The following is a 19,040-nucleotide window of genomic DNA, read 5'->3' on the forward strand; positions in this document are numbered from 1 at the left end:
TTAAAAACTGCTTAGTAATTGAGAGTGAAACCTGCTCCAAAGCCCATATCGCTATCATAATGGGTGGAGAATCCTACGTTTCTATTTATGATATACCGAACTCCCGCCATGTATTCTTTGTCGGTGTTCCACATTAGACTCATTCGCAGGCGTTTACCGATGGGGATGTCTTTGCGCTCTAATTGAAAGCGAACGTTGCCGTCGGAAAAGACTTCGGCTTGGGCAATGATGAGCATGGGTAGCGTATAATTCATGCCAAGACTAAGCACTGCGCGGTTGTCTTTGGTGTTGCTTTGACCGAATAGGTTTTTTTCTTGCCCATCTATTCCCAATTTTCTATACCGCCAATCAAAACCAATAAACGGCATCAACCATTGCATTTTACCGATATATCGCCCAACGTGCGTTTCGGTTTCGTAGCCGTGCTTGTCGTGGTAGCCCAAGCGCCACTCGGTGCCAATGCTCCAACGGGTATTTGAGTACATGGCCTCTCCATCGTTTCCGTTAGTTTCAAAGGCATTTTCAGCCATTAGATGAAACATCCTGTCGTCGGCGAATAGTTTTCGTTGTGCCAACTTAGGGTTAGGTATTTCGGGGTTCTTTGGGCTGTTTTCGTAACTGAAAACCCGCCCCATTCCTGCCATCATGTGGTAAAGAATGTGGCAATGAAAGAACCAGTCTCCGCTTTCGGTGGCGGCAAATTCCAAGGTGTCGGTTTCCATGGGCATGATGTCAATGACATTTTTTAAGGGGGCGTAATCGCCCTGTCCATTGAGAACCCTAAAATCGTGTCCGTGTAAGTGCATAGGGTGGCGCATCATAGAACCATTGTAAAGCACCATCCTAACCGTTTCGCCTTTTTTTATTAAAATCTTGTCGCTTTCTGAAACCACTTTATTGTTTAAACTCCAAACGTAACGGTTCATATTGCCCGATAATTCAAAACGCAATTCTTTAATTGGAGCGTTCTTCGGTAAATTGGTTTTTATCGGTGATTTCAACATGGCATAATTCAGCGTAACAATTGCTTTTGATTCTGTCATTTGGTGATTTTCCGTTCCCTTGTCCGAAGATGAAGTTCCCATTATTTCGGGATACATGACCATGTTCATATCCATCTGATTGAGACTCATGCTCATGCCCATGTCGTCCAAATCTCCGTTCATTTTCATCATGCCATTCATCATTTTCATGCCTTCAAAATAGGCAAGCTTGGGCAATGGGCTGGCTTTTACTCTATTACCTGAACCCAAAAACAAGGATGCAGATTTGGTACGGTCTTCTGAGGTTACTAAAAATTCGTAGGAAGTATTTTCGGCAGGAAGGGTAACAATGACATCGTAGGTTTCGGAAACGGCGATGATTAATCTGTCCACCTCAACGGGTTCTACGTCGTTGCCGTCGTTTGCTACAACGGTTATCTTGCCCCCAGCATAAGTAAGCCAAAAATAAGTGGATGCTCCACCGTTTGAGATTCTTAACCGAACTTTATCTCCTCCCTTAAATTGCGTAAGCTGACTTTCATTCTTTCCATTGATGAGAAATTTGTCGTAATAGACATCGCTCACGTCCATGGCGTTCATTCGCTTCCACTCATTGGTCACTTTTGTTTTCAAATAGCCTTGTTTTATGGCCTCTGCGTAGCTTTGGGTAGTGCCTTTTTGAATCGCAAACCAATCGGTGGCATTGTGCAACATTCGGTGTACGTTGTCAGGCTTCCTATCTGTCCACTCGCTCAGAATGATGGGAAGGGTCGGCAAATCATCAATGTTGTTCCTAAACGTTGAATCATTCACTCGCTTTTCTAAAATCATTGACCCGTACATGCCGATTTGCTCCTGTAATCCTGTATGGCTATGATACCAATGTGTACCATTCTGAATAATAGGGAATTTGTACAAATGCGTAGTATGTGGTTTGATGGGCATTTGGGTCAAGTTAGGCACCCCATCGTATTGATTAGGCAAAAACAAACCGTGCCAATGCAAAGAGGTTTCTTCGTTTAGCTCGTTATGCACATAAATCATGGCGGTGTCGCCTTCGGTAAAGGTCAGGGTAGGCATGGGTATTTGCCCATTGACGGCAATGGCTCTTTTGGATTTGTCCGAAAAACGCACAACGGTATCTTTTACAAACAGGTCATAACGGATGGTTTTCTGGGCGAAATTTTCCGAGAAAACCAACAACGCTATGATTAGCAAGCCTATTTTTTGTGAGATATTCATTGATTAAGTTGAGGAGCAGCGCTAAAATTTTGGGAAGATGAATTTGGCTTGAAAACTATTGTAAAGTTTCCGTCACTTTACCACACGTTAGCATCATTTTACCGTAGTAAGGATTCTTGATGGACGAATTATCGCTCAACCAATACGCTTTTTTCATAGGGCAATACTGCTGATAAACAGGATTATCGTTGATTTTTAATGCCTTCAAAACCGCAAAGAGATTATTGGATAAATCATTGAAATGGGTGCGTTGTTGAGCTGCATCCTGGGTTTTGGCAATAGGTTCGGCATCGGATTTGAGTTTGTTTGCCAACGGCATATACATATCGTGCTGTTCCTTGGTCATTTTTCCCATATCAACTTTGGCCAATGTCAGCAAAAAATCGTTGGCTTTGTGCTGGGTAGCTTTGCCGTCGGTAGCTACCAAAGCATCTTTCATTTCATAGTAATTGGCCAACAAAACGTTTATTTGGGCTTTTAGCTCGGTTTTTACCTGAGCGTGAAGGACTGTGAATGAAGCATAAAAAATAGCAATGGCAAGAATGAATGTCTTTTTCATGTTTTTATTTATTTAGTTTAAAATCAGTGGGCCAAGCCCTAAGCACACTATTGTTGAAGATATAAGTTGTTTTTTAGACGATACAAAGGTAGAGTGCCAAGGGTAAGGGGGCGTTACACAATTATCTCAACGTTTTACATCATTTTGGAACATCAAACATGGTCTAAAGAAAGGCGATTTTTGGCCGAAGACTGTTTGAATTGAGTGGGTGTCAGGCCTGTCACTTTTTTAAATTGATTGGACAAATGTGCTACGCTGCTATACTGTAATTCATCAGCAATTTGGCTCAGGCTTTGCTCATCATACATCAAAAGCTCCTTAACCCGCTCAATTTTTTGGCGAATGATATATTGCTCTATGGTAATGCCTTCGTGCACAGAAAACAACGTACTTAACCCACTGTAATCACGATTCAACTTTTCGGACAAATAATAGGAGAAATTACCCTTAAAATGCTCGGGTTGCAGATTGTGAATCAATTCAATAACTGCATTTTTGATTTTCTCGACAATGCGGCTTTGCCGGTCGTCTAGTAATTCAAAACCGTGCTGTTTCAGTAAAATATCAAGTGCTTCTAATTCAGAGGGGTTTAAATTGTCGGCGATTTGTATTTCGCCCAATTCAGTACTCACTACTTGAGCACCTACTTTTTTAAATGAATCCTGAACCACCATCTTACAGCGGTCGCAGACCATGTTTTTGATATGAAATAATACAGGCATTGTTCAATCAGTTGGATTAGACATAAACACCAATAGCCCGTAAGGCGATTGCTTACGAGAACAAAAGGACAGTTTATTCTAAATCAAAAAAGATTGGACAAACGAAAGCAGGGTACGTCCGTGAAATAAAGAGGAGAAGGAAGATAACGAATCAGCCGATTCGGGACTTGAAACAAAAAATGCAAGGATTGACTTAAATACGGCCACCAAAGCACCAATGACGGCATCGCTGATAATCTGTAAAAACTTGGCAACCCATTGGGTGACCGACGACGACACATCTACGTTTTCGTAGCTTTGTTGGTCATCGCAGCAATCTTGTTTTTGGAAAGAAGTTTGGTCAGAAACAGGGGCCTTGGTACTGTCTTGTCCGCAAGCGGCTACGCCTTCTTTTTGTAAAGCGGCCAGTTGGATTGACTTACCCCGCATGAGGCAGTGATGCTCAACCACACCAAAGCCCATACTCGCGGTGAGTACAACGACGGCCATGAATAAGGTAAGCGCTTTGCGGAGCAGTGTTTTCATTTGTTTCTAACCGATACTGAAAGACGTAGTAAAGATAATAAGTCTTATATGTAATACCAAAACGTCGGAAAGAAGAATTTTGTTCAAAAAAAAGCGGGACGTTTGCCCCGCTTTTTGTGTACTACTTTACTTTTTCGACTACTGCCTTGAATGCCTCTGGGTGATTCATTGCAAGGTCAGCAAGTACTTTACGGTTCAGTTCGATACCTGCGGCGTGAACTTTACCCATCAAAGCAGAATAAGATAATCCTTCTTGACGAGCAGCAGCGTTGATACGCTGAATCCACAACGCGCGGAAATTTCTTTTCTTGTGTTTACGACCAGTGTATGCATAAACAAGCCCTTTTTCAACGGCGTTTTTGGCAACGGTCCAAACGTTTTTGCGACGGCCATAGTAACCTTTGGCCAATTTTAAGATTTTTTTGCGGCGAGCCCGCGAAGCGACGTGATTTACCGAACGTGGCATAATTTTTAAACGTTTTTTGACGGTTGGTGGCCTCTGCTGAAGCACTTTTTAGACCAACAATCGGGTGAAACAATGAACCTGTGCTTGCGCACTTTTTTTGTTAAAAGTTGGTCGTTAATTGTAAAAAAAGGTACGATTAACGTTCAAGCAATTAACTCAAATCTTGAGCATCAATTTAACGCGGTCAAGGTTTGTGTCATCAACCAGCGAAAAGCCAACCAAGTTGCGCTTACGTTTTGTTGATTTTTTAGTCAAAATGTGACTGTGGAAAGCGTGCTTACGCTTGATTTTCCCGGTGCCGGTAAGCTTAAAACGCTTCTTAGCACTTGAGTGTGTTTTTACTTTAGGCATGATACTGAATCGTTTAAGATACTAAAAAAGTAAAGTTTTGGGGCGCAAAGGTAGTGATTTGCTGCTATAAATACAACGATGTATTTGATTTTAAGTGTCAAGCATTGCAGAGGCAGGGCCTTTAAATTCCTAAAGCCAGCGTAGTGTCGTCTTTTTTGAAGATATAAGACTTTTTCTGACCCTGATAATTGAGGTTTACCAAGTTGATTTGGTCGTCAAAAAGGTCATGCATGATGGTATTCTGGAGCGAAAACCCCGTAACAGCTTCCTGATGGGGGATTTCAATGTATATCCACGTGGCATCGGCTTCTTGCTCTTTCCCAACATAAGAATAGGCTTTCTTCTGTTTCTGTGAACTAACCAACGCAAAATGCTTGCGGATGTATTTTTCTACCAACGGGTCATTTTTGTCGTTGTTGACCACCACAATTTTTTGTCCGTTGTTGTCTTTCGAGAGGGCTTTTTCTAGGTCATCCGTAAAAACGCGAATGCTTATTTCAAAGGATTTTTCCTTGACATTATAGTCCATCCGGGTGATGCTGGTGTGGAAATCGTGAAGACGGAAAGACAGCAAAAGAAAAAGGGCTGAAAAGGATACGGATTGAATCACGCAGAGGCGCAAAGTAGCAAAGTTAAGGTTCATTATAACTCCTAATGCTTTGCTCCTTTGCATCTTTGCGTGATTTTTTAAATGGTGATATTTTTTCACTGTACTATCTAAACAATTTGAATATATCGTTGCCAAAAGCAAATACCATAAGTCCTAGCAAAATGACCATGCCCACTTTTTGGGCACCTTCCAGAAAGCTGTCGGAGGGTTTGTGGCCAGTTACCATTTCATAAATTAACAACACGGAGTGCCCACCATCTAAGGCGGGAATCGGCAGAATGTTCATGAAGGCCAAAACCATTGACAAAAGACCCGTTAAGAACCAAAAACGGCTCCAGTCCCAAATTCCGCCAAACATTTGGGCAATACCAATTGGGCCGCTGAGGGCTTTTGAAGGAGAAACTTCTCCGCGAAATATCTTACCAAAGCCGCGAATGTTGTCTGTCACCACACTAAATGCTTTGCCTGTTCCTACTACCACTGATTCGCCAAAAGAATAATCAATGTGGGTGATATTCAAGATTTGTTCGGGATAAAAACCAATCGTGCCTTCTGGAGAAACTTTGACCGATAAGGGCAGGGTTTGGCCCCCTCGCACTACCGAAAGCGTAACAGTTTGACCTTTGGACTTATCCAAGGCTTCCTGAATTTCGTGGTAAAAATTAATCGGTGTTTCGTTGAGCTTTACGATTTTATCGCCAGGCTTCAATCCACCTTTTTCGGCGGGCATCCCCGGAACCAGTTCGCGTACCGTAAAAGGAAAGATCGGGTCGATAAACTCTTTCGCATTTTTCTTGTCGCTGACCTTTTCAATGAAATCATTGGGCACGTAAACGTCGACTCGTTCGCCGCCGCGTTCAACGGTATAATAACTGTTTGATTCCAGAAATACTTTGCGAACTTCCGAAAAGTCATCAAAGGGTTTGCCATTGATAGCCACAATTTTATCGCCCGTACGGAGGCCAATTTCTTGGCCTAATTTGTGCGCAACGATTCCGTATTTTACGTCTTTGGTTGCAATATAATCGTGGCCTTCGTAATACGTAATGGCTACAAAAATAATGACACCCGTAATGACATTGACAATAATGCCACCCAGCATTACGATGAGGCGTTGCCAGGCGGGTTTGGCGCGAAACTCCCAAGGCTCAGGTTCGGCTGATAGATTTTTAGTGTCCAACGATTCGTCGACCATGCCTGAAATCTTCACAAATCCACCCAATGGTATGGCGCCTACGCCGTATTCTGTTTCCCCGCGCTTAATCGACCATATTTTAGGAGGAAATCCAATGAAATATTTTTCGACCCGCATTCCGAATATCTTGGCGGTGATGAGGTGCCCCCATTCGTGTAATCCAACTAAAATTGACAGTCCTAAAATTAACTGCCCGACCATTACTAAAATTTCCATTCTGTGTTTTTGTGAGTTTGTATTGTTTTTTCTGTTGGGCAACGTCGTTTTCTTTAACGCCGTTTTCTTATCCTATGTCTTCAAAAATGGTTCTCAAATCTATCGTTAATCCTTCTAACACGTCACCGCCGTTGATAATTCCAAACGCTTGTTTATCAGGATTGGTATTCTGAGAAGTAAAAATCATGTAGGCTTGCTCATTAGGATTGATGAGCCAGCCGAGCTGACAGCCATTGACTATGTACTCACGCATTTTATCTTTCTGCTCATTCCAAGTGTCTGATTCTGACATAACTTCTACCACAAAATCAGGACAGATGGGAGCAAACTTTTTTCGTAATTCACGTGGTATTTGCTCCCATCTATCTCTTCGAATCCATGCCACATCAGGCGATTTAATAGAGCTATCGGGGAGAGTAAAACCAGTAGCTGGGCCAAAAGCAACTCCTTTTTTATTTTGTTTGGCCCAATAGCCAACTTCAATAGCGATGTCTAAATCGCGTGCGCCTCCGATACTTCCAGTGGGTGACATAAAAATAATTTGTCCGTACTTATCTCTTTCAAAATGCATCCCATTTCGGCGATTGGCTTCGCAAAATGCGAAAAACTCATCGTCGTTCATGGTATCCATAGTGGGTATGTTTAAGACTTGAGGCATTATTTTATTGAATCCATTTAAGTTCAAAAACAAAATTGGGTAGAACCTCTTCACCATTGAGAACAGACTCGAACGTCTCTACAGTTTCAACGTCTTTATTTAGACGGTAGATGTACGCTTTATTTTCTAAACGATCTATAAGCCAACCAAGTTGGCATCCATTCGCAAGGTATTCATTCATTTTGTCTTGCAAATACGCTAAACTATCCGTTTTTGAGCGAACTTCCACCACAAAATCGGGGCAGAGCGGAGCGAATTTTTCTTTTTGTTCGTTTGTAAGCTTTTTCCAGCGTTCCTTTTTTATCCAAGCCGCATCTGGTGAACGAACGGCGTCGTTAGGCATTAGAAAGCCGGTAGACGAATCAAAGCAATAGCCAAGATTTGATTGTTTGTTCCAAAAATAAAGTTCACCCAGAATGGTTGAAATAGTATTTCCAGTAGAAGAGCCTGTTGGTGACATACAAATAATGTTGCGCTCACTGTCGCGTTCAAAGTCAAGGGTATCGTTCAACTGACAAAAAGTAAAAAACTCCTCGTCAGTCATTAAATCCCCCATTTTTATCAGCACCGGTGTTTGCATAATCTCCTAAATATGAATGTTGCCCCAATTTTCGGCTACTTTTCGGGTTTCGGCGTCGGTTTCGATGTAATCATCGAGCGTTGGCTGTTGGATAAACGTCACGCGTTGCATACAAGTTTCGATAAGGTCCGACATTTCCAGAAACCCAATCTCGTCGCGAAGAAAAGCTGCTACGGCTACTTCATTGGCGGCATTGACGATGCAGGCCATGTTTCCGCCCCGCTCGATGGCGTCAAAAGCGAATTGCAAATTACGAAAAGTTTTCAAATCGGGTTGTTCAAACGTCAGCGCGGGATAATTGGCGAAGTTGAACCGAGGAAAATCAGCCGGCAGGCGGTGCGGGTACGTGAGCGCAAATTGAATCGGCAAGCGCATATCGGGCAGGCCCATTTGGGCTTTGATGCTGCCGTCTTCAAACTGCACCATGGAATGAATGATGCTTTGCGGATGCACCACTACCTCAATTTGTGAAACATCTAAACCAAACAGCCATTTGGCTTCAATTACCTCTAGCCCTTTATTCATCAGGGAGGCAGAGTCGATGGTGATTTTGGCCCCCATACTCCAATTGGGATGTTTTAGGGCTTGTGCTTTGGTCACGTGCAGTAGTTCATCGCGGGTTTTACCACGAAATGGCCCACCAGAAGCAGTCAGGAAAATCTTTTCGATGGGATTATGAAATTCACCCACGAGGCACTGGAAAATCGCGGAATGCTCGGAGTCCACGGGATAAATGCTGACGCCTTTCTTTTGGGCGAGGGCCGTCACCAACTCGCCCGCTACAACGAGGGTTTCTTTGTTGGCTAAGGCAATCTGTTTGCCTGCTTCAATGGCTTTGACGGTCGGAATCAGTCCCGAATACCCCACCATTGAGGTCAAAACGGTATCAATGGTGTCCATTTGAACCACATCAGCGATGGCTTTCGAACCCGCGTAGACTTTGATGCCGAGAGGGTCGAGGGCATCAAAAACCTTGTCGTATAAGTCTTCGTTGGCAATAACCACCACGTTGGGACGAAACTGTCCTGCTTGCTGAATCAGCAATTCAGCGTTGTTTTGGGCGGTGAGAATCTCCACGCAGAAGGCGTCGGGGTTGGCGGCTATTACGTCGAGGGCTTGGGTTCCGATGGAACCCGTTGAGCCGAGAATGGCTAAGTGTTTTTGAGGGAACTTCATGCAGTAAGCAGATAATCGTGAGCAAAATTACACATTCTTCTCGCTTTTAGGTATTTGTGTGTCTGTTAATCGCTAATCGTTATCCGTTATAGGTGATTATGGTTTGATTATCAGTTGATTAGTGATTTTGATTGCCATGTTTCACGCCTAATACCTATCATTGCATTTTCTTTTTTGCGTAGTAATAAAATCAACTTACAACGAAAAGTACAAAACAATTAATAGTAAAAGAGTTGTTTTTACGCTCTTTTGAATTCTATAAATCGCTAAATACCATGAAAACCATCTACTCTTTGTTGGCCTCTGTTCTCCTTTTCTGGGGAATCATCGCCGCTGTGTCTCCCAAACCTACCCTGTACATTATTGGCGATTCGACCGTTAAAAATGGCTCTGGAAGAGGACAAGATAATATGTGGGGATGGGGAAGTTTTCTCCATGAACATTTTGATACGACCCAGATACACCTCGAAAATCACGCCATCGGAGGGCGCAGTAGTCGTACTTTTATCACGGAAGGGCGTTGGGATAAAATTCTGACCGACCTCAAGCCTGGCGATTTTGTAATTATGCAGTTTGGCCACAATGACAACAGCGCCATCAACGACTCCACCCGCGCCCGTGGAACCATCAAAGGATTGGGAGAAGAAACCGAAGAAATTGATAATCTTTTGACCAAAAAGCACGAGATTGTGCATAGCTACGGTTGGTATATGCGCAAGTACGTAGACGAAACCAAAGCCAAAGGAGCGATTCCGATTATCTGTTCGCCCGTACCGCGCAACAGTTGGAAAGAAGGCAAAATAGCCACTTCAGAAGCGGGGCATCGGCAATGGGCCGAAGCCGTTGCCGCCTCCAACGGAGCGTTTTACATTGATTTGTTTGGCCTGATTGTGCCCCAATACGAAGCCGTGGGAGAGGAGAAAGTAAAGAACGAATTCTTTACTCCCAAAGACAATACCCACACCAACGAAGCAGGAGCAAAACTAAACGCTTCCTCGGTGGTAAAGGGGTTGAAATCCCTGAAAAAATGTTCACTGAAACAGTATTTGAAAAAATAATGCTGCTGTTTTTAACTGATTATTTAATCACAATCTGCATGAAAAAAAGCCTTTTTCCGCTTGCCTTTTGTCTATTATCGCTGTGCAATACCTTTGCTCAAGCTCCTATTCATTATAAACAACCCGCCCGTAACTGGAACGAGGCATTGCCCGTAGGAAACGGTCGATTGGGGGTTATGACGTTTGGTAGGGTCAATGAAGAACTGCTGCAACTGAACGAAGAAACGCTCTGGTCGGGCGGTCCCGTGGAGAAAAATCCCAACCCTGATGCCATTAAACATTTGCCAGCGGTGCGGGAAGCGCTCAATCGGGAAGAGTACGAAACGGCTTCTAAAGAATTGCAAAAGATTCAGGGTCTTTATACCGAGGCCTATCAACCTTTGGGCGATTTGCTCATAAAACAGCCTTTCGATGCGCAACCCAGCGCTTATTTTCGCGATTTGGACCTGCAAAATGCCACGGCGCACACGCAGTTTACGATTGAGGGTGTCACTTACAGCCGCGAGTTGTTTGTGTCGGCACCCGACCAAGTCATTGTGCTTCGTTTGACGGCTTCGCAAAAAGGAAAATTGAATTTTTCGGCGTCTACCAAAAGCCCGCACCCGTTGCTTAAACAAATAACGGGGAAAAATGAACTCAGTATGCGCGGAAAAGCGCCCGCCCATGCTGACCCTAATTATGTGAATTACAATCCCAAACCCGTGTATTATGAGGACCCGTCGGGATGCAAAGGAATGCGTTTTGATTGGCGCGTAAAAGTGCAAACCACCGACGGAAATGTAACTGCCGACACATCAGGACTCAGCATCAGCAATGCCACCGAAGCTATTTTGCTCATTACTGCCGCTACCAGTTTCAATGGTTTCGACAAATGCCCCGATAGCCAAGGACGGGATGAGAAAGCGTTGGTGGAATCGTACCTGAAAAAAGCGTCAGCCAAATCCATTGACTTGATTCGGAAGGCACACATCGCCGATTATCAGAAGTATTTTAATCGGGTAAAATTGACCCTCGGTCAATCGGGCGAAGCGGCATTCCTACCGATGGATTCGCGGTTGGTTCGCTACGCGCAAATGGGAAATGACCCGCAATTGGAGGCGTTGTATTTTGATTTTGGGCGGTATTTGTTGATTTCAAGTTCACGGCCCGGCGGCATTCCTGCCAACTTACAGGGAATTTGGAATCCCATGACACGTCCGCCGTGGAGCAGTAATTACACCACCAACATCAACGCACAAATGAACTATTGGCCCGCCGAAGCCGCCAACCTTTCGGAGTTGCACACCACCTTTACCGATTGGATAGCTGGCGCTGCCGCAACGGGACGCGAAACAGCCAAGAATTTTTATGGCATGAGCGGCTGGACAGTTCACCACAATTCAGACATCTGGGGGGCATCCAATCCCGTGGGCGACAAAGGCAAAGGGAGTCCGTCGTGGGCCAACTGGGCCATGGGCGGCGCGTGGTTGAGCCAGCATTTGTGGGAGCATTATGTGTATTCGGGCAACGAAGCCTACTTAAAAAACTATGCCTATCCGCTCATGCGCGATGCCGCACAGTTTTGTTTGGACTGGCTGGTCAAAGATGCTAATGGTAAATGGATTACGGCGCCTTCTACCTCGCCAGAAAACATTTTTATTACTGACAAAGGCGTAAAACAATCTGTTTCGGTGGCCACGACGATGGACATGGCTTTGGTCTACGATGTGTTTACGAACGTAATTCACGCGGCCGAACACCTCAAAGTTGACGCAGAGTTACGCAAGACTTTGGAAGAAAGACTGCAAAACATGTTTCCATTGCAGATTGGTAAAAAAGGAAATTTGCAGGAATGGTACAAAGATTGGGAAGATCAGGAACCGCAACACCGTCATGTTTCGCACCTGTTTGCGCTGCACCCTGGGCGTTATATTTCTCCCTTACGGACGCCTAAGTTTACCGATGCCGCCCGCAAAACCCTTGAGTTGCGCGGGGATGGTGGTACGGGTTGGAGCAAATCTTGGAAAATCAACTTTTGGGCACGACTCCACGACGGCAACCACGCCTATAAACTATTACGTGAATTGCTCAAAGTAACTGGCGTAGAAGGTACTGACTACGCCAAAGGGGGCGGCACGTATCTCAATTTATTTTGTGCACACCCACCGTTTCAGATTGACGGGAATTTTGGGGGTACATCAGGCATCGCAGAAATGTTGCTTCAAAGCCAAGATGGGTTAATTAATCTGCTGCCTGCCTTGCCCGACGCATGGGCCACGGGCGAAGTAAAAGGCCTGAAAGCACGCGGTGGTTTTGAGCTCGACATGGTGTGGAGAGACGGAAAAATCACGCGTTTAATCATAAAATCAACATTAGGCGGCAATTGTCGATTGAAACTGCCCAATGCGCTGACAAATGCCAAACTTCAGCCAGCCAAGGGCAAAAACCCTAATTCGTTTTATGCCGTGTTTGAAAATAAATACCAAACCACTACCCCCGAAGCAAGTGGATTCGTGTACGATTTGACAACCGAAAAGAATAAGATTTACATCTTGGGCGGAAATTAGAAGTTAGTTTTTCTGTACACTGTAAACCCAACATTTACCGTTTCTATTGTTCCACTTAAAAATTATCCGGCTATGTTTGATTTTTTTAAACCAAATTCAAAAGTTGCCTACACGGATTGGGGTGTTTTGGTGTTGAGGGTGTGTGTTCCGTTGTTGCTGCTTACGCACGGATACGACAAGTTGTTGAGTTTATTGAACGGTGCCGATGGTTTTCCCGACCCGCTGCACGTAGGTGCGCAGGTTTCGCACGCCTTGGCGGTAGTGGGCGAAGTGATTGCCCCGATTTTGGTCATACTTGGGCTATGGACTCGGGTGGCCTGTTTGATTGAAATTATTCATTTTATGGTAGTGGCCTTTATGATGCACGCCGGCGAGCCGCTGAGTGAGAAAGAACACGCGCTTCTGTTTCTGATTCCTTACACAACGATTTTGTTGATTGGCCCAGGAAAATATTCGCTGGATAAATCTTTCTACCAAAAAAGAAGATTCTGACGTGATTACTTACTGACTTTCCAAGTTTTTTAAACTTGGAAAGTCTTACTATTTTAATAGTCGTGTCGTAGCAAACCCACCAATTTTACTGCTTCAACCGCTTCTCTTACATCGTGTACCCGTAAAATACTTGCGCCGTTGAGCAGCGCCACGGTGTTCAAAACGGTTGTTCCGTTGAGCGATTGGTCGGGCGTAATATTAAGTTTTCGCCAAATCATAGACTTGCGAGAAACCCCCGCCAGAATGGGCACATTGAGCGCTTGGAATGATTTTAGCTCGTTCAATAACACGTAGTTTTGGTCGGCGTTTTTGGCAAATCCAAACCCCATATCGGCCACAATATCTTTGACCCCCAACTGTTGAAGTTGATAAATTTTAGCTTGTAATTCCCGCAAGACATCCGTCACCAAATCCTCGTATTGATTGAGGTCTTTCATGGTTTGGGGCGTGCCGCGACTGTGCATCAGGATGTACGGAACGTTGAGGGCTGCCACCGTTTCAAACATCTGTGGGTCAAGGTTTCCACCCGCAATGTCGTTGATGATATGCGCCCCCGCATCTACCGCCTGCCGCGCTACCGACGCCCGAAAGGTATCAATGGAGAGGATGGCATCGGGGAAATTTTTGCAAAGCATTGCTACCACGGGCAAAATGCGTTTACGTTCTTCTTCCTCACTGACTGCGTCGGCGCCAGGCCGAGTGGAGTGTCCACCCAAATCTAGTATGGAAGCCCCTTCTGAAAGCATACGTTCCGCCTTCTTGTAAGCTTCGTCGAGTTGATTAACTCGGCTTTCTGAATAAAATGAATCAGGGGTAATATTCATGATTCCCATGACTTGCGGCGTTGACAAGTCCAGTAATTTACCACCGATGTTCAGCGTTTTTTTCATAATTTAGCGGCGAAAAAGTCACGAATTGTCATTTGTAGTCCACGCAAAGTCATAAAATTGATTAAAAACAATAAATGACAGATACGCCACACTTGACCTTTTTTTGACGTGAATCTAATGACTATGAATGACCAAAGTAAAACCGAGCGCGAATATCGGAGTGTAATGACTCGTTGCAAAGATATTTTCACTAAAAAAAACCAAGACTACGGCCCTTCTTGGCGAATTTTGCGATTGCCGTCCATTACAGACCAAATTTTTATCAAAGCGCAACGTATACGGACGTTGCAGGAAAATGGCTTTTCGAAAGTAGACGAAGGGGAAGTGCCCGAGTTTATCGGCATCATCAATTATTGCGTTATGGCCCTGATTCAGATTCAGTTAGGAGATAACAAAAGGACGGATTTTACGGCGGCTGAACTGACTGAATTGTACGACGCCCAGATGAATGAGGTCTATGAATTGCTGTTTAACAAAAATCATGATTACGGCGAAGCTTGGCGCGATATGCGCGTGAGTAGCATGACCGATATTGTTTTGATGAAACTATTCAGAATCAAGCAGATAGAAGACAATGAAGGCGTAACCATCATCTCTGAAGGTGTTAAGTCAGGGTATCAGGATATTATCAATTATTCGGTTTTTTGCCTGATAAAACTAGGCTTGGCGGTTTAAGACTAAATAGGATTCTTTTCTGGCCTGATTTTTGAAATTTGTGCAACTCAACAAAAGGAGCCTTTTATGAAGCGTAAAATAACCATCTATAAAAATCTGAACGAACCTTATGAGGCGATGCTTCAACGGGGGCTACAGGAAACACCTGATGAGTGCTTTGTGCGTTTCTTTGAAGAAAGAGCCAAATTCAGGGCATTTATGGGGATAAAAAAATCGCTCAAAAGGGAAATTATTATTCGCAAAGTTTCATGGATTTAGAAAACAATGAATTTTTGTTGTTCACAGCATAGTGATAGCCCAAAGACCTCAGGATTTGAGAGATGTGATTATGATTGATGATTTTATAAAATTTCAAAAGATAAATAACGAACCCACTAATTAATGAAAATAGTAGCCCACATTGTTCGCTTCCTGGTTGGGGGCATTTTTATTTTTTCGGGATTGGTCAAACTCAATGACCCCGTTGGTACGCAAATCAAACTGGAAGAATATTTTGAAGTTTTTGCCGCCGATTTTCCAGCAATGCACGATTTTTGGATGTCGTTGGTGCCTTATGCATTGTATTTTTCGGTGTTGATGTGCGCCGCTGAGGTGATTTTGGGCGTGGCGCTTCTCGTCTCGTGGCGGCTCAAAGTGGTCAATTGGATTCTCTTAGCGCTGATTATTTTCTTTACGTTTTTGACGTTCTATTCCGCTTATTACAACAAAGTGACCGATTGCGGCTGTTTCGGCGATTTCCTTAAACTCAAGCCTTGGACTTCTTTTACCAAAGACGTTATCCTGTTGGTGCTGATTTTGTTCCTCATTTGGCAACGCAAAGCCTTCCGAAATCTTTTGACGGGCTCGTTGGTGGGCTTTTCGGCTATTTTTTCGCTGGCGTTGGCCATTTATGCCATTCGCTACTTGCCACCCTTTGATTTTTTGCCCTACAAAATCGGTAACAACATTCCGCAATTGATGCAGCCTTCGGAGCCGTTGCGCTACAAATACATCATGGAAAAAGACGGTAAATCCGAAGAGTTTGAGAAATTTCCGACCGATACCACCTATAAATACAAGGAAATGGTGCTTATCAACGAAAACGCCAAGCCCAAGATTACGGATTATAAAGTGTGGAACAATGAGGGCGATTTTACGCAAGAAACCTTCAAAGGGAAAAAGCTCATCATCATCATTAAAAACGGCCCCGACCTCAACGGCGCTAGTTTGGCAAAGATTCGTTCGCTGGTGAATTCATTGAAAGGTAGCGACATTGAATCATTGATTTTAACCTCCAACAGCGATGCCGAAATTCAGGAAATCCGTAAAGCCTACGCGCTGGATGTTCCTTATTTCTTTGCCGATGGCACCGTATTAAAAACCATTTCGCGCTCCAATCCGGGTGTGTGGCTGCTCGACAATGGTACCGTTAAAGGGAAATGGCACTATAATAAAACACCTGATAAAGAAGGGGTTGTAAGTAAATTGTAAAAAAAGTAGCGGGGTGTCAGGTGCGGCAAATTTTTCTGCCGCCAGACTCCCCGCTACTCACTTCTATGAAAAACATATTCTTAGTAGGCCTTCCTTCGTCGGGAAAAACGACGCTTGGCAAACAATTGGCCCGTCATATTCGGTATCGTTTTGTAGATACGGATGTGCTCATTGTCAAAGAAGAAGGCATGAGCATCAATGATATTTTTGCCCAAAAAGGGGAGCCCTATTTCCGCGAAGCCGAAGCCCGCATTCTGCGGGCCATTCGCCCCGATTCCAAATTGATTGTGGCAACGGGCGGTGGAATCCCTTACTTTCATGACAATATGGCGTACATCAAAGCAAACGGAATTAGTGTGTTTCTGGATGTGTCGCCCGAAGAAATTGTGGCGCGTATTCAACGGCACGCATCCAACGACCGGCCCACGTATCGTAAACAGGATACGCAACTTTTACAGAATCTTCAACAAAAATACCACGACCGCCTGCCGTTTTATTCGCAGGCCGATTTTACGTTGAAGGGAGAAAATCTTCAAATCAAACAACTGCTCGACGTTTTACAAGAAGTAGTAACTGAGTAATCATGGCCATTGACCATTATTTGTATATTCTTTTAAAGGGTCGTTTCTTTGCGTTACTAACTACACTAAACTCTTTTTAAACCCGAATGAATTACGAGAGAATTTACGAGTACCGCTTCAAGCAAGTAGCTCACGAAAAGAAAAAAGTGATATGGACCATTATCGCTGACTATTTTTATCATAAACTTGGAAAGCCACAACGTATTTTGGACTCGGCGGGTGGAATGTGTGAGTTTATCAACGCGGTTCCTGCTCCCGAAAAATGGACAGTAGACATTGTTGATGCCATTAAAAATTATGCGGCTCCCGAGGTAAATCTTATCATTGGCGATATTTTGAAAGTGGATTTGCCCGAAAATTATTTTGATGCGGTATTTATTTCAAATTTTCTTGAACACCTACATTCGCAGGAAGAGGTGGCTTTTTTTCTGGAAAGAATGTATAAATCGCTCAAACCCGGGGGGAAAATTGGTATCATAGGGCCAAATTTTAAGTATTGTTATAAGCAATATTTTGATTTTGCCGATCATACAGTCGTTCTTTCAGAATTGGGAGTGGAAGAGCATTTGTACGGAGCAGGATTCAAAATCAGTGAATCACACGCCCGATTTTTACCTTTGTCGTTTAGGGGAGGCTTACCTGTCCATCCATTGCTTGTAAAACTCTACCTGTCGTTGCCCTTCACGTGGTGGGTTTTAGGAAAACAATTTTTGATAGTGGGCGAGAAATAAAGGTGATATGTCAACACTTACGGTATTTTATATAAAGCTTGTATTGATTGCGTTTTCGTCGGTAGCCATTTGGTTGGGTGCTCGTTCGGATTCTTTTTGGCAACAAATTCACGAAAAGCGGCAAGAAAACCGTCTGCTCGGCTTTGGACTCATTTTGTTCAGATTGTTGCCCTTCATTTTGGTGTATGTAGTAATGAATTATTCACCGCGCGGCGATGTGCCTTTTTTCTGGGGCAAAGCCACCGTGGCGTATCAAGGTGGCTTGGTTTATCGAGATTTTGCTTCTTACCACGCCCCGCTGTTTTCGTACATCATAACCCTGCCTATTTTGCTTTGGTACACCCCAAAAGCCATTGTATTGTTGATGGTGGTGATCGAAGCTGCCATTATTTGGGGTACTTATCGTACATATACATCTTTGAAAACCAATGCATTTAAGTTAATAATGCTGTACGTGATGCTCTCTGCACCAGCGGTGATGGTATTGTTGGGTGGACAGGAAGATATTTGGCTGTGGGGTATTGCGGTTTGGATGTTGTACTACTTTTTACAGACCAAAGACGACGGATTAGGCCTTGGACTTCGCTTTTCGGCGGGATTGATTGTTATTAAAGCCACCGCAGGCTTTTGGTTATTTCCGCTGTGGTTTTTGCTAAAAAAACGCTGGTCTTTCCTATTGGGGATGATTTTGGTCGGTGTTCCATCGTTGGTTATTTTGTATTTTTTGATGGAGATGGATTTTTTGATGCCCCTGCAAATGACCACCAACTTGTTGACTCCCAACCTATTTACGGTAGTGAGGCCACTCATCACCGCGCTGCTAGGACACGCGCCCGACCTGCCCACTTTTAGTTGGATTGGTATGGTGATTACGCTTTCTTCGGCGGTTTGGATGTTGTATTTTGCCCGACATAAATCATTGACGCTCACTTTGCCTTTGGCGTTTTTAGCGACCTACATTGCCATGACTATTTTCCAACTCAGTTCGCCGGGCTATTATGTATTTACGTACATGCTGCCTTTGGTGATGGAGTTGGTAGATTGGAAAAAAAGCCGTGATGTAGCCATTTTGCTGATTTTCAACGCACTGCTTGTAGTGCAGCCTTTCCTCTTTACGCATTTGAATAGCCCTACCTACGACGATATTACTGTATTAGGCGAGCCTTTATTTCTGTTGGAATATACTTTACAGCTCCTCAACGTGGCCTGTTATGGGTGGTATTTTCTAAAAGTGTATCAAAAGGCACGCTTCGCTTGAGTAGGGTGATGTGAGTTTTTTGACCTAACCATCGATTTTAAACTGTAAATCAAATA

The 19,040-nt window shown here is 43.9% G+C and carries 21 protein-coding genes; 9 read left to right on the forward strand and 12 right to left on the reverse strand.

Features of this window, described 5'->3' with window-relative positions:
* Positions 1-11 precede the first annotated feature (11 nt).
* The 11 genes from NCI00_RS11015 to NCI00_RS11065 all read right to left on the reverse strand — a co-directional run bounded on the left by NCI00_RS11015 (position 12) and on the right by NCI00_RS11065 (position 9,283).
* Positions 12-2,225, reverse strand: a complete 2,214-nt coding sequence (locus tag NCI00_RS11015) for a multicopper oxidase family protein (protein ID WP_253527436.1) — start codon at positions 2,223-2,225, stop codon at positions 12-14.
* 55 nt (positions 2,226-2,280) lie between these two features.
* Positions 2,281-2,784, reverse strand: a complete 504-nt coding sequence (locus NCI00_RS11020; protein WP_253527438.1) for a DUF3347 domain-containing protein — start codon at positions 2,782-2,784, stop codon at positions 2,281-2,283.
* 152 nt (positions 2,785-2,936) lie between these two features.
* Positions 2,937-3,506: a helix-turn-helix domain-containing protein gene (locus NCI00_RS11025; protein WP_253527440.1), complete on the reverse strand. Its 570-nt coding sequence runs from the start codon at positions 3,504-3,506 to the stop codon at positions 2,937-2,939.
* Between the two features lie 78 nt (positions 3,507-3,584).
* Positions 3,585-4,031 (reverse strand): HYC_CC_PP family protein, encoded by a 447-nt coding sequence (locus NCI00_RS11030; RefSeq protein WP_253527442.1) that lies wholly within the window; start codon positions 4,029-4,031, stop codon positions 3,585-3,587.
* Between the two features lie 121 nt (positions 4,032-4,152).
* Positions 4,153-4,497, reverse strand: a complete 345-nt coding sequence (gene rplT / locus NCI00_RS11035) for a 50S ribosomal protein L20 (protein ID WP_013930989.1) — start codon at positions 4,495-4,497, stop codon at positions 4,153-4,155.
* Between the two features lie 156 nt (positions 4,498-4,653).
* Positions 4,654-4,848, reverse strand: a complete 195-nt coding sequence (rpmI, locus tag NCI00_RS11040) for a 50S ribosomal protein L35 (protein WP_114459086.1) — start codon at positions 4,846-4,848, stop codon at positions 4,654-4,656.
* 121 nt (positions 4,849-4,969) lie between these two features.
* Complete coding sequence (locus NCI00_RS11045; protein ID WP_253527444.1) at positions 4,970-5,491, reverse strand: DUF6702 family protein; 522 nt, start codon at positions 5,489-5,491, stop codon at positions 4,970-4,972.
* Between the two features lie 70 nt (positions 5,492-5,561).
* Positions 5,562-6,869 (reverse strand): RIP metalloprotease RseP, encoded by a 1,308-nt coding sequence (gene rseP, locus NCI00_RS11050; protein ID WP_166560508.1) that lies wholly within the window; start codon positions 6,867-6,869, stop codon positions 5,562-5,564.
* Positions 6,870-6,936: 67 nt separating this feature from the next.
* Positions 6,937-7,527: a Uma2 family endonuclease gene (locus NCI00_RS11055; protein WP_253527446.1), complete on the reverse strand. Its 591-nt coding sequence runs from the start codon at positions 7,525-7,527 to the stop codon at positions 6,937-6,939.
* Positions 7,528-7,531: 4 nt separating this feature from the next.
* Positions 7,532-8,107 carry a Uma2 family endonuclease gene (locus NCI00_RS11060; protein WP_253527448.1) on the reverse strand — a complete coding sequence of 192 codons (576 nt, stop codon included), beginning with the start codon at positions 8,105-8,107 and terminating at the stop codon, positions 7,532-7,534.
* Between the two features lie 6 nt (positions 8,108-8,113).
* A complete protein-coding gene (locus NCI00_RS11065; protein ID WP_166560505.1) occupies positions 8,114-9,283 on the reverse strand; it encodes a 1-deoxy-D-xylulose-5-phosphate reductoisomerase in 1,170 nt (389 codons plus the stop codon).
* Positions 9,284-9,558: 275 nt separating this feature from the next.
* On the opposite strand from NCI00_RS11065, the gene NCI00_RS11070 reads away from it, so the two are divergent.
* The 3 genes from NCI00_RS11070 (at position 9,559) to NCI00_RS11080 (ending at position 13,379) form a co-directional block, all read left to right on the forward strand.
* On the forward strand, positions 9,559-10,341 hold the full coding sequence (locus tag NCI00_RS11070) for a rhamnogalacturonan acetylesterase (RefSeq protein WP_253527450.1): 783 nt from the start codon (positions 9,559-9,561) through the stop codon (positions 10,339-10,341).
* Positions 10,342-10,379: 38 nt separating this feature from the next.
* Positions 10,380-12,887, forward strand: coding sequence for a glycoside hydrolase family 95 protein (locus tag NCI00_RS11075; protein WP_253527452.1), 2,508 nt, complete (start codon positions 10,380-10,382; stop codon positions 12,885-12,887).
* 72 nt (positions 12,888-12,959) lie between these two features.
* Positions 12,960-13,379 carry a DoxX family protein gene (locus NCI00_RS11080; protein ID WP_253527454.1) on the forward strand — a complete coding sequence of 140 codons (420 nt, stop codon included), beginning with the start codon at positions 12,960-12,962 and terminating at the stop codon, positions 13,377-13,379.
* Positions 13,380-13,432: 53 nt separating this feature from the next.
* Here the strand turns inward: NCI00_RS11080 and folP are convergent, their stop codons facing one another.
* Positions 13,433-14,269, reverse strand: a complete 837-nt coding sequence (folP, locus tag NCI00_RS11085; protein ID WP_253527456.1) for a dihydropteroate synthase — start codon at positions 14,267-14,269, stop codon at positions 13,433-13,435.
* Positions 14,270-14,392: 123 nt separating this feature from the next.
* Here folP and NCI00_RS11090 point away from each other — a divergent pair, with 123 nt between their 5' ends.
* The 6 genes from NCI00_RS11090 to NCI00_RS11115 all read left to right on the forward strand — a co-directional run bounded on the left by NCI00_RS11090 (position 14,393) and on the right by NCI00_RS11115 (position 18,984).
* Positions 14,393-14,944 carry a DUF1599 domain-containing protein gene (locus tag NCI00_RS11090; protein ID WP_114069833.1) on the forward strand — a complete coding sequence of 184 codons (552 nt, stop codon included), beginning with the start codon at positions 14,393-14,395 and terminating at the stop codon, positions 14,942-14,944.
* Between the two features lie 66 nt (positions 14,945-15,010).
* Positions 15,011-15,202, forward strand: a complete 192-nt coding sequence (locus NCI00_RS11095; RefSeq protein ID WP_253527458.1) for a hypothetical protein — start codon at positions 15,011-15,013, stop codon at positions 15,200-15,202.
* Between the two features lie 123 nt (positions 15,203-15,325).
* Entirely contained in the window at positions 15,326-16,414 is a 1,089-nt protein-coding gene (locus NCI00_RS11100; protein ID WP_253527460.1) for a BT_3928 family protein, read from the forward strand.
* 65 nt (positions 16,415-16,479) lie between these two features.
* Positions 16,480-16,995 carry a shikimate kinase gene (locus NCI00_RS11105; protein WP_253527462.1) on the forward strand — a complete coding sequence of 172 codons (516 nt, stop codon included), beginning with the start codon at positions 16,480-16,482 and terminating at the stop codon, positions 16,993-16,995.
* Positions 16,996-17,081: 86 nt separating this feature from the next.
* On the forward strand, positions 17,082-17,726 hold the full coding sequence (locus NCI00_RS11110; protein ID WP_166560497.1) for a class I SAM-dependent methyltransferase: 645 nt from the start codon (positions 17,082-17,084) through the stop codon (positions 17,724-17,726).
* Positions 17,727-17,733: 7 nt separating this feature from the next.
* A complete protein-coding gene (locus tag NCI00_RS11115) occupies positions 17,734-18,984 on the forward strand; it encodes a DUF2029 domain-containing protein (RefSeq protein ID WP_253527465.1) in 1,251 nt (416 codons plus the stop codon).
* Positions 18,985-19,040: the final 56 nt, after the last annotated feature.

The organism is Runella salmonicolor (genome assembly GCF_024158025.1).
GTDB lineage: Bacteria > Bacteroidota > Bacteroidia > Cytophagales > Spirosomataceae > Runella > Runella salmonicolor.

What these genes read in the sequence shown, in the direction of transcription:
- NCI00_RS11110 (WP_166560497.1), top strand. Translation starts at nt 17,082, where the DNA reads ATGAATTACGAGAGAATTTACGAGTACCGCTTCAAGCAAGTAGCTCAC.
- rplT (WP_013930989.1), bottom strand. Translation starts at nt 4,497, where the DNA reads ATGCCACGTTCGGTAAATCACGTCGCTTCGCGGGCTCGCCGCAAAAAA.
- NCI00_RS11075 (WP_253527452.1), top strand. Translation starts at nt 10,380, where the DNA reads ATGAAAAAAAGCCTTTTTCCGCTTGCCTTTTGTCTATTATCGCTGTGC.
- rseP (WP_166560508.1), bottom strand. Translation starts at nt 6,869, where the DNA reads ATGGAAATTTTAGTAATGGTCGGGCAGTTAATTTTAGGACTGTCAATT.
- NCI00_RS11080 (WP_253527454.1), top strand. Translation starts at nt 12,960, where the DNA reads ATGTTTGATTTTTTTAAACCAAATTCAAAAGTTGCCTACACGGATTGG.
- NCI00_RS11100 (WP_253527460.1), top strand. Translation starts at nt 15,326, where the DNA reads ATGAAAATAGTAGCCCACATTGTTCGCTTCCTGGTTGGGGGCATTTTT.
- folP (WP_253527456.1), bottom strand. Translation starts at nt 14,269, where the DNA reads ATGAAAAAAACGCTGAACATCGGTGGTAAATTACTGGACTTGTCAACG.
- NCI00_RS11090 (WP_114069833.1), top strand. Translation starts at nt 14,393, where the DNA reads ATGAATGACCAAAGTAAAACCGAGCGCGAATATCGGAGTGTAATGACT.
- NCI00_RS11045 (WP_253527444.1), bottom strand. Translation starts at nt 5,491, where the DNA reads ATGAACCTTAACTTTGCTACTTTGCGCCTCTGCGTGATTCAATCCGTA.
- rpmI (WP_114459086.1), bottom strand. Translation starts at nt 4,848, where the DNA reads ATGCCTAAAGTAAAAACACACTCAAGTGCTAAGAAGCGTTTTAAGCTT.
- NCI00_RS11025 (WP_253527440.1), bottom strand. Translation starts at nt 3,506, where the DNA reads ATGCCTGTATTATTTCATATCAAAAACATGGTCTGCGACCGCTGTAAG.
- NCI00_RS11020 (WP_253527438.1), bottom strand. Translation starts at nt 2,784, where the DNA reads ATGAAAAAGACATTCATTCTTGCCATTGCTATTTTTTATGCTTCATTC.
- NCI00_RS11060 (WP_253527448.1), bottom strand. Translation starts at nt 8,107, where the DNA reads ATGCAAACACCGGTGCTGATAAAAATGGGGGATTTAATGACTGACGAG.
- NCI00_RS11105 (WP_253527462.1), top strand. Translation starts at nt 16,480, where the DNA reads ATGAAAAACATATTCTTAGTAGGCCTTCCTTCGTCGGGAAAAACGACG.
- NCI00_RS11070 (WP_253527450.1), top strand. Translation starts at nt 9,559, where the DNA reads ATGAAAACCATCTACTCTTTGTTGGCCTCTGTTCTCCTTTTCTGGGGA.
- NCI00_RS11095 (WP_253527458.1), top strand. Translation starts at nt 15,011, where the DNA reads ATGAAGCGTAAAATAACCATCTATAAAAATCTGAACGAACCTTATGAG.
- NCI00_RS11030 (WP_253527442.1), bottom strand. Translation starts at nt 4,031, where the DNA reads ATGAAAACACTGCTCCGCAAAGCGCTTACCTTATTCATGGCCGTCGTT.
- NCI00_RS11065 (WP_166560505.1), bottom strand. Translation starts at nt 9,283, where the DNA reads ATGAAGTTCCCTCAAAAACACTTAGCCATTCTCGGCTCAACGGGTTCC.
- NCI00_RS11055 (WP_253527446.1), bottom strand. Translation starts at nt 7,527, where the DNA reads ATGCCTCAAGTCTTAAACATACCCACTATGGATACCATGAACGACGAT.
- NCI00_RS11015 (WP_253527436.1), bottom strand. Translation starts at nt 2,225, where the DNA reads ATGAATATCTCACAAAAAATAGGCTTGCTAATCATAGCGTTGTTGGTT.
- NCI00_RS11115 (WP_253527465.1), top strand. Translation starts at nt 17,734, where the DNA reads ATGTCAACACTTACGGTATTTTATATAAAGCTTGTATTGATTGCGTTT.